13 protein-coding genes and 1 other RNA gene are annotated in these 14176 nt (G+C 62.8%); 5 read left to right on the top strand and 9 right to left on the bottom strand.

Translation table 11 applies throughout. The features are described from left to right. Positions 1-87 precede the first annotated feature (87 nt). The 3 genes from hemN to DJ563_RS02050 all read left to right on the top strand — a co-directional run bounded on the left by hemN (position 88) and on the right by DJ563_RS02050 (position 2993). On the top strand, positions 88-1470 hold the full coding sequence (gene hemN, locus DJ563_RS02060) for an oxygen-independent coproporphyrinogen III oxidase (RefSeq protein ID WP_033699355.1): 1383 nt from the start codon (positions 88-90) through the stop codon (positions 1468-1470). 186 nt (positions 1471-1656) lie between these two features. Then, positions 1657-2391, top strand: a complete 735-nt coding sequence (gene fnrA / locus DJ563_RS02055) for a Crp/Fnr family transcriptional regulator FnrA (RefSeq protein ID WP_274099478.1) — start codon at positions 1657-1659, stop codon at positions 2389-2391. A gap of 53 nt (positions 2392-2444) precedes the next feature. After that, the gene (locus DJ563_RS02050) at positions 2445-2993 is read left to right on the top strand and encodes an adenine phosphoribosyltransferase (RefSeq protein WP_033699357.1); all 549 of its coding nucleotides are present in this window, start codon (positions 2445-2447) and stop codon (positions 2991-2993) included. Positions 2994-3033: 40 nt separating this feature from the next. Here the strand turns inward: DJ563_RS02050 and recR are convergent, their stop codons facing one another. The 3 genes from recR to dnaX form a co-directional block, all read right to left on the bottom strand. Next, complete coding sequence (recR, locus tag DJ563_RS02045; protein ID WP_033699359.1) at positions 3034-3636, bottom strand: recombination mediator RecR; 603 nt, start codon at positions 3634-3636, stop codon at positions 3034-3036. An 88-nt stretch (positions 3637-3724) separates the two neighbouring features. Then, entirely contained in the window at positions 3725-4060 is a 336-nt protein-coding gene (locus DJ563_RS02040) for a YbaB/EbfC family nucleoid-associated protein (protein WP_008093501.1), read from the bottom strand. Between the two features lie 64 nt (positions 4061-4124). Then, a complete protein-coding gene (gene dnaX, locus DJ563_RS02035) occupies positions 4125-6188 on the bottom strand; it encodes a DNA polymerase III subunit gamma/tau (RefSeq protein ID WP_274099477.1) in 2064 nt (687 codons plus the stop codon). 123 nt (positions 6189-6311) lie between these two features. On the opposite strand from dnaX, the gene DJ563_RS02030 reads away from it, so the two are divergent. Beyond that, entirely contained in the window at positions 6312-7079 is a 768-nt protein-coding gene (locus DJ563_RS02030) for a substrate-binding periplasmic protein (RefSeq protein ID WP_274099476.1), read from the top strand. 39 nt (positions 7080-7118) lie between these two features. On the opposite strand, the gene DJ563_RS02025 is transcribed toward DJ563_RS02030, so the two are convergent. Beyond that, on the bottom strand, positions 7119-7391 hold the full coding sequence (locus tag DJ563_RS02025) for a hypothetical protein (protein ID WP_274099475.1): 273 nt from the start codon (positions 7389-7391) through the stop codon (positions 7119-7121). 661 nt (positions 7392-8052) lie between these two features. Then, positions 8053-8526, bottom strand: a complete 474-nt coding sequence (locus DJ563_RS02020; RefSeq protein WP_434518726.1) for a DUF2938 domain-containing protein — start codon at positions 8524-8526, stop codon at positions 8053-8055. A gap of 93 nt (positions 8527-8619) precedes the next feature. Between DJ563_RS02020 and DJ563_RS02015 the strand changes: the two genes are divergently transcribed. Continuing rightward, positions 8620-9063, top strand: coding sequence for a helix-turn-helix domain-containing protein (locus tag DJ563_RS02015; RefSeq protein WP_274099472.1), 444 nt, complete (start codon positions 8620-8622; stop codon positions 9061-9063). Here the strand turns inward: DJ563_RS02015 and DJ563_RS02010 are convergent. The 4 genes from DJ563_RS02010 to zipA form a co-directional block, all read right to left on the bottom strand. Then, positions 9010-10203 carry an MFS transporter gene (locus tag DJ563_RS02010; RefSeq protein WP_434518725.1) on the bottom strand — a complete coding sequence of 398 codons (1194 nt, stop codon included), beginning with the start codon at positions 10201-10203 and terminating at the stop codon, positions 9010-9012. The genes DJ563_RS02015 and DJ563_RS02010 overlap by 54 nt on opposite strands. Before the next feature lie 192 nt (positions 10204-10395). Next, positions 10396-10492, bottom strand: an RNA gene (gene ffs / locus DJ563_RS02005) — signal recognition particle sRNA small type. Between the two features lie 276 nt (positions 10493-10768). Continuing rightward, entirely contained in the window at positions 10769-13099 is a 2331-nt protein-coding gene (gene ligA, locus DJ563_RS02000) for an NAD-dependent DNA ligase LigA (RefSeq protein ID WP_274100006.1), read from the bottom strand. A gap of 119 nt (positions 13100-13218) precedes the next feature. Beyond that, positions 13219-14100, bottom strand: coding sequence for a cell division protein ZipA (gene zipA / locus DJ563_RS01995; RefSeq protein WP_274100007.1), 882 nt, complete (start codon positions 14098-14100; stop codon positions 13219-13221). Positions 14101-14176 lie beyond the last annotated feature (76 nt).

The raw sequence follows: 14176 nt of genomic DNA, 5'->3' as shown, positions 1-14176 counted from the left end.
CCAGCAGCTTTTGATACAAATCAACACAGATTCCTACAGACGCCCCTAGACTCCGGACACTGCTCGCTCTATCCGGGGACCGCCCACATGCTCGACGACCTACGTTGGGATACCGACCTGATCCGCCGCTACGACCTGGCCGGACCACGCTACACCTCCTACCCGACCGCCGTGCAACTGCACAGCGAAGTGGGCTCGTTCGACCTGCTGCACGCCCTGCGCGAGAGCCGTCGGGCCGTGCGCCCGCTGTCGTTGTACGTGCACGTGCCGTTCTGCGCCAACATCTGCTACTACTGCGCCTGCAACAAAGTCATCACCAAGGACCGCGGCCGCGCCGCGCCCTACCTGCAACGCCTGGAGCAGGAAATCCAGCTGATCGCCTGCCACCTGGACCCAAAGCAACGGGTTGAACAACTGCACTTCGGCGGCGGCACGCCCACCTTCCTCAGCCCGGTGGAGCTGCGCCAGCTGATGGCGACCCTGCGCCAGCACTTCAACCTGCTGGACGACGACTCCGGTGACTACGGCATCGAAATCGACCCGCGCGAAGCCGACTGGTCGACCATGGGGCTGCTTCGCGAGCTGGGTTTCAACCGTGTCAGCCTGGGCGTGCAGGACCTCGACCCGGCCGTGCAGCGTGCGGTCAACCGCCTGCAGAGCCTGGAGCAGACCCGCACCCTGATCGAGGCGGCGCGTACCCTGCAGTTCCGCTCGGTCAACCTGGACTTGATCTACGGCCTGCCCAAGCAGACGCCAGAAGGCTTCGCGCGTACCGTCGAGGAAGTCATCCGCCTGCAGCCCGATCGCCTGTCGGTGTTCAACTATGCCCATTTGCCGGAGCGCTTCATGCCCCAGCGGCGCATCGACAACAACGACCTGCCGAGCCCGACGGCGAAACTGGAGATGCTGCATGCCACCATCGACCAGCTGACCGCCGCCGGTTACCGATACATCGGCATGGACCACTTCGCCCTGCCTGACGATGAGCTGGCCATGGCCCAGGAAGAAGGCACCCTGCAACGCAACTTCCAGGGCTATACCACCCACGGTCACTGCGACCTGATCGGCCTTGGGGTCTCTGCCATCAGCCAGATCGGCGACCTCTACTGCCAGAACAGCAGCGACCTCAACACCTACCAGGACTCCCTTTCCAACGCCCAGCTGGCAACCCAGCGTGGCCTGCTGTGCAACCACGACGACCGCCTGCGGCGGGCTGTGATCCAGCAGTTGATCTGCCATTTCGAACTGGACTTCGAGCCAATCGAACAGGCCTTCACAATCGATTTTCGCGGCTACTTCAACGACCTCTGGCCAGAACTGCTGACCTTGCAGCGTGACGGCCTGATCAGCCTGGACGACAAGGGCATCCGCATCCTGCCCGCCGGCCGCCTGTTGGCGCGCTCGGTGTGCATGGTCTTCGATGCCTACCTGGCCATGCACAACCGCCAACGCTTCTCGCGGGTGATCTGAAAAGCGAGGCGTTCGACCGCATGGACAAGCGCCTTTGGCCAGCACACTATGGGCACACACAGGGCCTCGACGCGCACCCGCCGAGGCCTGGCCAGCACGCACCACAATAGCGCACGCTGGCCTACACCCTACGCCGTGAGTTACCCTTACGTCTTATGTGTGCTTTCCCACAAGGATCGATTGAAAATGTCCGAGCCAGTTAAACTGCGCCCACATGCCCAGGCCCATTGCAAGGATTGCAGCCTGGCCCCCCTGTGCCTGCCTCTTTCGCTCAATCTGGAAGACATGGATGCACTGGATGAAATCGTCAAACGTGGCCGGCCGCTGAAAAAAGGCGAGTTCCTGTTCCGCCAGGGTGACAATTTCGGCTCGGTCTATGCAGTACGTTCCGGCGCCCTCAAGACCTTCAGCCTCAGCGACAGCGGCGAAGAGCAGATCACCGGCTTCCACCTGCCCAGCGAGCTGGTCGGCCTGTCCGGCATGGACACCGAGGCCTACCCGGTGTCGGCCCAGGCCCAGGAGACCACGTCGGTGTGCGAGATCCCCTTCGAGCGCCTCGACGAACTCTCGGTGCAACTGCCGCAGTTGCGCCGCCAGTTGATGCGGGTAATGAGCCGCGAGATCCGCGACGACCAGCAGATGATGCTGCTGCTGTCGAAGAAAACCGCCGACGAACGCATTGCAACCTTCCTGGTCAACCTGTCCGCGCGCTTCCGCGCCCGTGGCTATTCGGCCAACCAGTTCCGCCTGAGCATGTCGCGCAACGAAATCGGCAATTACCTGGGCCTGGCGGTGGAAACCGTGTCGCGGGTGTTCACCCGCTTCCAGCAAAACGGCCTGCTGCGCGCCGAAGGCAAGGAAGTGCATATCCTCGACCCGATCCAGCTGTGTGCACTGGCCGGCGGTGCAATAGACGCCTGAGCCTGGGTTAACGGGTATACTGGCGCAATCGTTTTTCCAGGATACCCGCACCAATGCACAGCGAAGCCTTCGACCTCAAAGCCCTGATCCGCCCGGTAGTGGACTTCCCCAAACCGGGCGTGATCTTTCGCGACATCACCCCGCTGTTCCAATCCCCGCGCGGGCTGCGCTATGTCGCCGACCAGTTCATCGAGCGTTATGTCGAGGCTGAGTTCAGCCACATCGGCGCCATGGACGCGCGCGGCTTCCTGATCGGCTCGATCATCGCCCACCAGTTGAACAAGCCGCTGATCCTGTTCCGCAAACAAGGCAAGCTGCCGGCCGACGTGCTTTCCGAGGGTTATCAGACCGAGTATGGCGAGGCCTTCCTCGAAGTGCATGCCGACAGCCTGTGTGAAGGCGACTCGGTGCTGATTTTCGATGACCTGATTGCCACCGGCGGCACGCTGCTGGCGGCGGCGAACCTGGTGCGCCGTACCGGGGCCCAGGTGTTTGAGGCGGCGGCGATCATTGACCTGCCAGAGCTGGAAGGTTCGCGCCGGCTGCAGGCGGCGGGTGTGCCGACGTTCTGCCTGACCGAGTTTTCGCTTAACGAAAATTGAGTTACATACCGGGGCTGCTTTGCAGCCCCAAGATCTGAAATCAGAGCGAAATCGGCCTGCGCCCTGCAAAGGCATGCGCCAGCGTCCCGCCATCCACCAACTCCAGCTCGCCCCCCAGCGGCACGCCATGGGCAATCCGCGACGCCACCAGGCCTTTCTCGTTCAGCAACTGGGCGATGTAATGCGCCGTTGCCTCCCCTTCCACCGTCGGGTTGGTCGCCAGGATCACCTCGGTAAAGGTGCCCTGCGCTTCGATCCGCGCCATCAGCTGCGGCACACCGATCGCCTCAGGCCCCAGGCCATCGAGCGGCGACAGGTGCCCCTTGAGCACGAAATAGCGGCCGCGGTAACCGGTCTGCTCCACCGCATACACATCCACCGGCCCTTCGACCACACACAACTGCGTGTCGTCACGGCGCGGGTCGGCACACTGCGGGCACAGTTCCTGCTCGGTCAGGGTGCGGCATTGGCGGCAATGGCCCACCCCTTCCATGGCCTGGGTCAGCGCCTGAGCCAGGCGCAGGCCGCCGCTGCGGTCGCGTTCGAGCAGTTGCAGGGCCATGCGCTGGGCAGTTTTCTGGCCGACACCCGGCAAGGTGCGCAAAGCGTCGATCAGTTGGCGGATCAGGGGGCTGAAGCTCATGTAGGCAGGCCTGCAAGTCGGGGGAACAGAATGAACAAGGGAGCAACGACCCTACGGCCGTTACTCCCCATTTGACGCAAAAGGTCGATCAGAACGGCATCTTGAAGCCCGGTGGCAACTGCATGCCAGCGGTCATGCCGCCCATTTTTTCCTGGCTGCTCTGCTCCACCTTGCGTACCGCGTCGTTCAGTGCGGCAGCGATCAGGTCTTCGAGCACTTCCTTGTCGTCTTCATCAGTCGACATCAGGCTTTGGTCGATGCTGACGCGCTTCACATCGTGACGACCGGTCATTACCACACTCACCAAGCCACCACCGGATTGGCCGGTCACTTCGGCGTTGGCCAGTTCTTCCTGCATCTTGGCCATTTTTTCCTGCATCTGCTGAGCCTGCTTCATCAGGCCGGCCATGCCACCTTTCATCATGGGGGTATACCTCGATTGGGTCGTGTGATGCGGCCTGGCACCGGGCCGGCCGCATGGTTATCCGTTACTGGCCCTGATTGGCCAGGGCCTCTACAGGCTCAATAGTATCCTGTCGCACCTTGGCACCGAACTGCTTGATCATCTGCTGGATCAACGGATCCTGCTCGATCGACACCACGGCGTCTTGCTGGCGCTCGGCCCGTTTGCGCGAGGCAGCCTGGGCCGGGGTTTCCTGCTCAGGGCGAATCAGCTCGATACGCAGGCTCAGGGTACGCCCAAGGTGCTGATTGAGCGCCTCGTTCAGACGCCGCTGCTGGGTGGCGTTGAACAGCGCGCCCTGGCCAGGGTCCAGGTGCAGCAGCCAGTCGTCGCCGTCGGCGGCCATCAACGTACAGTTTGCGGCGATGTTGCCTGTCATACCGGAGACAGGCAACTGTGGGAATAATTCCAGCCATTGCAGGGCCAGGCCGGTGGCCGGCTTGGCGGCCGGCAGCGGTTCGGCAGCGGGTTTGGCCTGCTCTTCCTGAACATGCTCGGCCAGTTCATCGAGGTAACTGAAGCCGACCGGGTCGCTGTCACCGATGTAATAGTCTTCGTCCGCCGGCGGCTCGTCATCACGGTCCATGCCCGCCGCAGCATAGGCGGACGGGTCGAACGGCGGCTCGTCGTAGGCCGGCTGATCACGCTGTGGCTCGGCCGCGGCAGGCTGCGGAGCGACAACGGGCTCGGGGGCGGCAGCAACCGGCTGCGCCGGCGCTACAGGCTCTTCCCAAGGCAGGTCGATGACCTCGGCGGCGGGCTCCGCCGCTGGTGCAGCGGTCCCTACGGGCGCCTCAACGACAGGCGCGGGCTGAGCAACCGCAGGCGCCTGCTCGACGGCCGGTGCGACCGGGGCAGGTACAGCTTGCGCGACGACCGGCTCCACGGGCTCTGCGACTGGCGGCGCAGGGGCCACCAGCGCCGCTGCCACCGGGGTTGCAGGATCAGCTGTGGCTTGGCTGATCCCCACCGGCTTTAGCACCGGCTTCGGTGCATCGTCGGTATCGGCCGGGCGGAAGGCCAGCATCCGCAGCAGGACCATCTCGAAGCCGCCACGCGGGTCGGGCGCCAAGGGCAGGTCGCGACGGCCGATCAGGCCCATCTGGTAATAGAACTGCACGTCCTCGGCCGGTAGCGCCTGGGCCAGCGCCAACACGCGGTCACGGTCGCCCTGGCCGTTGTCCACCGCCTCTGGCAGCGCCTGGGCGATGGCGACACGGTGCAGCACATTGAGCATCTCGGCCAGCACACCGCTCCAGTCCGGCCCTTGCTCGGCAAGGTTGCGCACGGCCTCGAGCAGCGCCCGCGCATCGCCTTCGAGCAGTGCCTGCAGCACTCCATAGACCTGGCCATGGTCGAGGCTGCCCAGCATAGCCCGCACATCGGCGGCGAGCACCTTGCCTTCACCGAAGGCGATGGCCTGGTCGGTCAGGCTCATGGCATCGCGCATCGAGCCATCGGCGGCGCGGCCAAGCAACCACAGTGCATCGGGCTCGAACGGCACGCTTTCGGCGGTGAGCACATGGCTGAGGTGCTCGACCACCCGCTCCGGGCTCATGTTCTTCAGCGAGAACTGCAGGCAGCGCGAGAGGATGGTCGCCGGCAGCTTCTGCGGGTCGGTGGTGGCGAGGATGAACTTGACGTAGGGCGGCGGCTCTTCCAGCGTCTTGAGCAAGGCGTTGAACGAGTGGGTCGAGAGCATGTGCACTTCGTCGATCAGGTAGACCTTGAAGCGCCCACGGCTCGGGGCATATTGCACGTTATCCAGCAGCTCGCGGGTGTCTTCGACCTTGGTACGGCTGGCGGCGTCGATCTCGATCAGGTCGACGAAGCGGCCTTCGTCGATCTCCCGGCACACCGAACAGGTGCCGCAGGGCGTGGAGGTGATGCCGGTTTCGCAGTTCAGGCATTTGGCGATGATACGGGCAATGGTAGTCTTGCCTACGCCACGGGTGCCGGTAAACAGGTAGGCATGGTGCAGGCGCTGGTTGTCCAAGGCATTGATCAAGGCCTTGAGCACATGGGCCTGGCCGACCATTTCGCGGAACGAGCGCGGACGCCATTTTCGTGCAAGAACCTGATAACTCATCGAAAAACCATCGTAGCCTGATCGAGCGGAAGATCGCTAATGCTAGCGGAGCGGGGCCGAAATTGCACCCTGCGCGACTGGTCTAAGCTATGAAACTGGCGCGCTATCCAGGGAGGATGTGCCTTGCGAAGACTGTTGCCCCTGCTATTGCTCTGGGCCACCCACAGCCTGGCCGAACAACCGGTGCTGCGTTTTTCCGTCGCCGAGAGCTGGAGCATGCCGCTGATACGCGTCGAAGGCGACAAACCGGTGGAGGGTTTGCTGTTCGACCTGATGCAGGCCATTGCCCGGGAAGCGGGTGTACGCCCGGAGTATCACGTACTGGCACGCCTGCGCCTGCAGGAGGCCATGGAGAGCGGCGATATCGACGTGCGCTGCTATGTCAGCACCCAATGGTTTCATGATCGGCCGGGCAATTATGTCTGGAGCATCCCGTTGATTCATCAGCGCGACGTGCTGGTTGGCGGCGCTGGCGAAGTCAGCCCCACCCGCCCGGAACAACTGGCGCCGCAAGCCATCGGCACCGTGCTGGGTTATGCCTATTCGACTTTGCAGCCTTTGTTCGAACAGGGCAGGCTGCACCGCGAAGACAGCCGCAGCCAACTGCTGGCCCTGCAGAAGCTGCACGCGGGGCGGTACCTGCATGCGGTGAGCAATGAACTGTCGTTGCAGTGGTTCAACCACAGCTTGCCGGCGGGGCAGCAGTTGCAGGTGCTGGCGGTGCTGGAGGAGCAGGAGCTGGGGTGCATGGTGCGCAGCGACCCGGCGGTACCGACGCAAGGGGTGCTCAGGGCGCTGGTGCGCATGAAACAGACGGGGGAGATCGAGCGGATCAGCCAGCGGTATGGGGCTGTGGGGTATGCCGGGAATGCCGCAGCGCCAAGGCCGTGATGATGTGATAGCGGCCTTGCGCCCCTGCGCGCGAATCGGTCAGTGCTGACGCTCAACAGCCAGCGTCACGGCATCCGCCTGGCCCCAGGCGATCTGCATGGCGCGCAGGCCATGCTCCAACAGCTGTCGGGTTTCTTCGTCCTCAATGCGCTCGAGCGCTCGGCGGCTGTCGCTGTAGGCGAACATCAGGTAGTGGGAGACATTCATCAGCGCGAAGTGCATTGGCACGATGCCTTCGCTGATGACGCGAGAAAGGGACTTGCCCGGGGGCAGGTCGAAGGTATGGGGTGGGTCGGGTACGATTTTTTTCATGACAGCTCCGTACTGGTTTGTCTGCATCCTTCCGTTTCCACACATTGGGGTGGCAGCTGTAAGCGGGGTGGAAATCCAGGCGTACGGTAAACCCGGTAGGTACGAATACCTCCCGCTCACAGCCGCCATTACTGACAGCTGTCCCGTACACCTCGGGTTTCCACACCCGATCGCTGAACCGACAGCGACCGCAAAAGCCTATGGGGTGGGGTTCCCCAGGACAATCAGACGCGAGTCGACGGGATGCGTAGGATATTTCTGCGAGCCTTACAGGGCATCGGGAAATCGGCTATAGAAGTGTAGGAACATTCCTGGTTTTAGAGCGCGTTGGCGCTGACAGGTGTCCGCCGAAAGCGCTATGTCGCCTACAAGATCGAGCGCCGCCCGCGCGGCGCATCGCGAGCAAGCTCGCTCCTACATCCGTTTCGGGCCAGTGAGGCCTGTGGCATTTACGCGACCGCCTTGTTTGTACGACGCGATATCGAGACAAGCCCCAAGGGGCCGCGCGCCAATGCGTCAGGCATAATTGGCCCGAAACGGATGTAGGAGCGAGCTTGCTCGCGATGCGCCGCGCGGGCGGCGCTCGATCTCAACGGCCACACAAAACCCACGCCCTGCACCCAGCCCCACCAACATCCAAAGCCCTACCGCTAACACCCTTTCAATCAATCGCAACCACAACCGCACTCAAAAACAACCCAACCCCAAACACCGAATGCGTCACCAGACTCTTCAGGCAGTTACGCCCAGGCGTCGGCGTTCTGGAGGCAAAGAACCCTGCCCCCATCAACGGCTGCATGAAGCACAGCGGCGCCGCCACTGTCACCACACCCCACGCCAGCGCAGGCCACAGCGTCGGCGCACTCAGCCAGCCCTCCCCGACCATTCCCACCAACATCACCGCAAACAGCACACCGATGCCATAGTGAATCAGCCAACCCCAGACCACCTCGTTGGCCACAGGCTCCGCCTTGGCAATCGCCTCATGGCGCGCTCGCCCCTTCATCAAATGCCCCGCCCAACGCCCGACCATGGCGAAATTCAAGGTGGGGATGCCCAAGCGCCGCAGCAACATGCCCCATAGGTCCATGATCACGGTGGCGCCGACCCCGATCAGCAAAGCGGCTTGTAGCATGGCAAGCGTCATTGATTCAGCCCTCTAGGATTGACGTTCAGTTACCTGCCGCGCAGCATAGAAGTTGAAGTCAACTTCAAGTCAAGGACCTCGATGGACATTGCCGATGTCGCCAAACGCACAGGCGTCCCTGCGTCGACCCTGCGTTACTACGAAAAGAAAGGCCTGCTCACGTCGCTCGCCGGGCGTGGCCAGCGGCGCCAGTTCGCCGCCGACATTGCGGATAGGCTGGCACTGATCGCCTTGGGGCAGGCATCAGGGTTTTCCCTGGATGAGATCGGGGCGATGCTGGTGGACCTTCAAGTCGATCGACAGATGCTGATAGCCAAGGCGGACGAAATCGATACCCGGGTCAAACGCTTGCAGGCCATGAGCAAGGGGCTGCGGCATGCAGCGCAGTGCCCTGAGGTAGATCACCTGGCCTGTCCGAAATTTCAGCGTTTGATGAGGCTGTCAGCAGCAGGCGCCCTTGGGGAAAAACACCTACACCAGAGCAGGCCTGGAAAAGCGCGAAGCCAGCCATCTGGCCGTACTTAGCCCTACCACCAGGAACGCCACGCCTTCAATGCTGAGCATCATCGCGTTGATCCCAAGCTGCGTGATCAATTGGCTGGCGACGTAGGGGAAGCCGAACACACCGATGAAATACGACAAGCTGAACAGCAGCAACGCTTGTGCCGTAAGCCCTGCCGGTGCCTCGTTGGCAGCCAGCCCGTTGATCACCGAGTAATTCAGGCCGTAACCCACACCCAGAAGAACGGCCATGGCCAGATAACTTTGAGTGCTGTGCACCCACTGGTCGAACCCCAGCACGGCCGTTGCCATGATCAAGGTTAGAACCCAGGAGGTCGCTAGCGGGTGTTGCTTCACGACCCAGCCGGCCAGCAGGAGCCTGCAGGCGATCGCAGCGCCCATGAAGCCAATGAAGAAGGTCGAGTAATCAAGCCCCAGGCGAGCGGCATAGCTGGTCTGGAAACTGCCCATGGTGCCGAAGATTGCCCCGCCCAGCCCTACCATCAGGATCGACAGCCCAGAGCGCGAGCTCATCACTTTGAGCGCGGACGCCAACCCGATTTGCACCTTCTCAGCAGGTCGCCGCCCCTGAGAAGTCGAAGCGAGCCAAGCAAAGTACAACCCCGCCACCCCTGCAGCGCACGCCGCCACCCAGAACGCGAGCTGGGTAGGCAGTGCAACGAAAGCGGCGAACTTGCCCAGCAAGGGCCCGGTGCCAATGCCGGTCAGCATGCTGCCAGAGAGCAGTGCAAAACAATGGGTACGGCGCGTGGGCTCGACCATTTGCGTCACCATGATGGGGCCAATGGTGTAGAACACCCCCCAGCCGATGCCAAGCATCAAGCCGCATGCCAACAAAGCGATGCCCAGGCTTGAGACCATGGCAAAGCCCACTGATGACCCGACCAGGCAGAGCGCCCCCACAGCGATGCTGCGAGCAGCGCCAAAGCGCTGCAGCAGGTGCCCCGAGCCCAGCACAGAGAACAACGTACTTAGCATGGCAACAGCGAATACCTGCCCGGCATCGCTGGCAGTCCCACCCAGCGTCTGCACCAGCATCGAGAGCAGGAACGTCGTTCCATAGCTGATGGACAGCAGGAAGCACGCGATGCAGAACACCGTAAAGGGCTGAAACCGAGGGGTGGTGGGTACAGACGACTTCATGAAGCTGTCCTTGCGTATAGGTGCTGTTTTCTATCACGGCAAGGCACAGGCAAAGGCAAGCATTTGCTTACGTTGAGATCGTCACTTTATTACCTAAGCGCTGGCAACAGCAGGAGCGCTGCGGGGAAAACAGGCCAGAGGGAAGGCCTTGTGCTGGCAGGCTGAAGTTTTTGGCCCCAGAAATGGAGGCGGCCCCACCAGCCACACCCCGGCACTCGATGTTCCCGCTATGGCTGCTCCCTTCCGGGCCTGACCAGGTTAACGGGTAATCAATGCGGGGGGACCGATGGGGCCACCACTAACGCGACTCGCTAAGCAGCGAGCCGCGCCATTGTACCGGTCTGAGGCGAAGTTACAACCTCTGGCCGGAGAAAAAGTCATCATTTCTCAATGACTTGTTTGAATTCGGGGGTACCTTGGCGAACGACGGCCTTTGTAGGAGCGGCCTTGCGTCGCGAAAGGGGCGCGAAGCGGCCCCAGCAATCTCTGCGGCGAAGCTGAAATCCAGGGGCCGCTGCGCAGCCCTTTCGCGACGCAAGGCCGCTCCTACAAGGTCCGCGCAGGGTCAGAGGGTGATGCCTTGTTCGCCGAGGAAGGCAATGAACGCGTCTTCGTCCAGCACCTTCACCCCCAGCTCACTGGCCTTGGCCAGCTTGGAGCCCGCGCCTGGGCCGGCGACCACGCAGTGGGTCTTGCCGGAAACGGAACCCGCCACCTTGGCGCCGAGGCTTTCCAGCTTCTCCTTGGCAATGTCGCGGCTCATGCGCTCCAGGGTGCCGGTCAACACCCAGGTCTGCCCCGCCAACGGCAGCCCTTCGGCGACTTTCTTCTCGCTGTGCCAGTGCATGCCGAACGCCAGCAACTGGGCCTCGATGGCCCGCGCCAGCTTCTGGTTCGCTTCGTCCTTGAAGAACTCGCGCACCGCCTCGGCCTGCTTGGCAGCCAAGGCCTGACGCAAGTCGATGCCATCGGCAGCGATGATCTTGTCCAGGCTATCGAGCTTGGCCACCAGCTTTTCAGCGCCGGTCGGGCCGACCGAGGGAATGTCGAGCTTGGCGATCATCCCAGCCAGGGTGGTGCTGGCAGCAAACTCGGCGGCCAGGTCGCCTTCGTCCTGCAACTGCATGCCGCAGGCCAGCAACTGTTCGATGACCTTGCAGTTGTGTTCGTCTTCAAAGAAGTTGTGGATCTCGTAAGCCACTTCAAGGCCGATGTCCGGCAGGTAGGTCAGCACCTGCGGCAGGGCCTGCTGCACCCGCTCCAGCGTGCCCAGCGAGCGCGCCAGCACCTTGGCAGTCTCTTCACCCACATCTGGAATACCCAGGGCATAGATGAAACGCGCCAGGCTCGGGCGCTTGCTGGCTTCGATGGCATCCAGCAGCTTCTTGCTGGACACCTCGGCAAACCCTTCCAAGCCGACGATCTGGTCGAATTCCAACTTGTACAGGTCCGCCGGCGAGCCGATCAACCCTTCGTCCACCAACTGCTCGACACTCTTCTCGCCCAGGCCGTCGATGTCCATCGCGCGGCGCGAAACGTAGTGAATGATCGCCTGCTTGAGCTGGGCGCCACAGGCCAGGCGGCCGACGCAACGGTACACCGCGCCTTCGCTGGTGGTTTCCTTGCCCTTGCTGCGCTTGACCAGCTGGGTACGCTCGACCTGCGAGCCACACACCGGGCACTCGCTCGGCACTTCGACCGGGCGGGCATCTTCGGGGCGGCGCTCGAGCACCACTTGCATGACTTGCGGGATGACATCACCGGCGCGGCGAATGATGACCGTATCGCCGATGCGCAGGCCCAGGCGGGCGATTTCGTCCATGTTGTGCAGGGTGGCGTTGGACACGGTCACACCGGCCACCTTGACCGGCTTCAGACGCGCCACAGGGGTTACCGCCCCAGTGCGGCCGACCTGGAATTCGACATCCAGCACTTCGGTCAACTCTTCCATGGCCGGGAACTTGTGGGCAATCGCCCAGCGCGGCTCGCGGGCGCGGAAGCCCAGCTCACGCTGGGACGCCAGGCTGTTGACCTTGAACACCACACCGTCGATTTCGTAAGGCAGGCTGTTGCGGCGCTCGCCGATGTCGCGGTAGTACGCCAGGCATTCTTCGATGCCGGCGGCATGCCTGAGCTCACGGCTGATCGGCAGGCCCCAGGCCTTCAGCTGTTCGAGGATGCCAATGTGGCTGTCGCCGATGCTTTCGGACACTTGGCCTACGCCGTAGCAACAGAACTCCAGCGGGCGACTGGCGGTGATTTTCGAGTCCAGCTGGCGCAGGCTGCCAGCCGCGGCGTTGCGCGGGTTGGCGAAGGTCTTGCCGCCCGCCTCTGCCTGGGCCGCATTGAGCCGGTCGAAACCGGCCTTGCTCATGTACACCTCGCCGCGCACTTCCAGCACCGCCGGCCAGCCTTCGCCCTGGAGCTTTAGCGGAATGTTGCGCACGGTGCGCACGTTGGCACTGATGTCTTCACCGGTCGTGCCATCGCCGCGGGTAGCGCCCTGCACCAATTGGCCGTCACGGTACAGCAGGCTCACGGCCAGGCCATCGAGCTTGGGTTCGCAGCTGAAGTCGACCGCACCTGGCTGGTCGAGGCCGTCGACCACACGACGGCCGAATTCACGCAGGTCGGCTTCTTCGAAGGCGTTGCCCAGGCTGAGCATGGGCACTTCGTGACGTACCTGGCTGAACGCGGCCAAGGCCTGGCCGCCGACGCGCTGGGTTGGCGAGTCGGGCGTCACCAGGTGCGGGTGCTCAGCCTCCAGCGCCTTGAGTTCGTTGAACAGGCGGTCGTATTCGGCATCGGGCACGCTGGGCTCATCGAGCACGTAGTAGCGGTAGTTGTGCTGGTCGAGTTCGGCGCGCAGGGCGTGGATTCGGGATTCGGCGGTCATTCTTTTCTTCTCTTGCAAAGCAAAAAAGCAGCCTGAAGGACGTGGCCTGGGGCCCGGGATCCTTTATGGAACCCGAACCGGCCAGCACGCCCCGCAGGCTGCTCTTTCGTCTGGAACTATCAGCGCTTCTGGGTCAGCGCGCGGCGCTCGAACTCGACGATGCGCTGGCGGTAATGCTCGATGGTCTGGGCGGTCAGCACGCTGCGCTGATCATCCTTGAGTTCACCATTGAGCTCATGGGCCAACTTGCGCGCCGCTGCAACCATCACGTCGAAGGCCTGCTTCGGATGACGCGGGCCCGGCAGGCCCAGGAAGAAGCTCACCGCACGGGTGCTGAAGTGGTCGATATCGTCCAGGTCGAAAATACCGGGCTTCACCGCGTTGGCCATGGAGAACAGCACTTCGCCGTGGCCGGCCATGCTCTCGTGGCGGTGGAAGATGTCCATCTCGCCAAAACGCAGGCCGCTTTCGAGAATGTTCTGCAGCAGCGCTGGCCCTTTGAAGCCACCCTCGTCGCGGGAGATGACGCTGATTACCAGCACCTCTTCGGCAGGGGGCAGTTCCTTGACCGTGTTGTTGGCGGACGACGCACCGCTGTTGCGGTTGTTGTCGGCAGCAAAGTCATCATCGCTATCGGCAAACAGGTCAGGCTCGCGCGATTCGGCCACCAGGTTCAGGTCACCCTGCGGCACTTCTGCGGCACGCTTGCCACGCTTGCTGGCCTTGACCGGCTTGGGCTCGCGCTCGCGATCACGCGACGACGCACTGAGCGAGGGCAGGTCGCTCTCGTCCAGTTCTGGCTCCTTGTGGTTATCCAGCACCCGCGACGGGCCGAGCACTTCGGCGCCGCCCTCTTCGTCGGGGGCATTGGTATAACTGCGATCCAGGCGGAATTTCAACTTGCCTTTTCCGCCGCGCATGCGGCGCCAGCCGTCGAAAAGAATACCGGCAATGACAATGATGCCGATGAGGATCAGCCACTCGCGCAGACCGATTTCCATGTAATCCCGTGCCTCTATAAAAATATGCTTGAAAACAAAGGGTTCAAAGCCCTTTAACACGTGGCGCCAACTCTAT

The sequence above is a fragment of the Pseudomonas sp. NFX1 genome (genome assembly GCF_051123555.1).
GTDB classification, from domain to species: Bacteria; Pseudomonadota; Gammaproteobacteria; order Pseudomonadales; family Pseudomonadaceae; genus Aquipseudomonas; species Aquipseudomonas capeferrum.
This window is presented reverse-complemented; position numbering and strand designations above follow the sequence as displayed.

Bases quoted from the DNA above. Each gene is read 5' to 3' on its own strand.
- hemN (WP_033699355.1), top strand. From the start codon at position 88: ATGCTCGACGACCTACGTTGGGATACCGACCTGATCCGCCGCTACGAC.
- fnrA (WP_274099478.1), top strand. From the start codon at position 1,657: ATGTCCGAGCCAGTTAAACTGCGCCCACATGCCCAGGCCCATTGCAAG.
- DJ563_RS02050 (WP_033699357.1), top strand. From the start codon at position 2,445: ATGCACAGCGAAGCCTTCGACCTCAAAGCCCTGATCCGCCCGGTAGTG.
- recR (WP_033699359.1), bottom strand. From the start codon at position 3,636: ATGAGCTTCAGCCCCCTGATCCGCCAACTGATCGACGCTTTGCGCACC.
- DJ563_RS02040 (WP_008093501.1), bottom strand. From the start codon at position 4,060: ATGATGAAAGGTGGCATGGCCGGCCTGATGAAGCAGGCTCAGCAGATG.
- dnaX (WP_274099477.1), bottom strand. From the start codon at position 6,188: ATGAGTTATCAGGTTCTTGCACGAAAATGGCGTCCGCGCTCGTTCCGC.
- DJ563_RS02025 (WP_274099475.1), bottom strand. From the start codon at position 7,391: ATGAAAAAAATCGTACCCGACCCACCCCATACCTTCGACCTGCCCCCG.
- DJ563_RS02020 (WP_434518726.1), bottom strand. From the start codon at position 8,526: ATGCTACAAGCCGCTTTGCTGATCGGGGTCGGCGCCACCGTGATCATG.
- DJ563_RS02015 (WP_274099472.1), top strand. From the start codon at position 8,620: ATGGACATTGCCGATGTCGCCAAACGCACAGGCGTCCCTGCGTCGACC.
- DJ563_RS02010 (WP_434518725.1), bottom strand. From the start codon at position 10,203: ATGAAGTCGTCTGTACCCACCACCCCTCGGTTTCAGCCCTTTACGGTG.
- ligA (WP_274100006.1), bottom strand. From the start codon at position 13,099: ATGACCGCCGAATCCCGAATCCACGCCCTGCGCGCCGAACTCGACCAG.
- zipA (WP_274100007.1), bottom strand. From the start codon at position 14,100: ATGGAAATCGGTCTGCGCGAGTGGCTGATCCTCATCGGCATCATTGTC.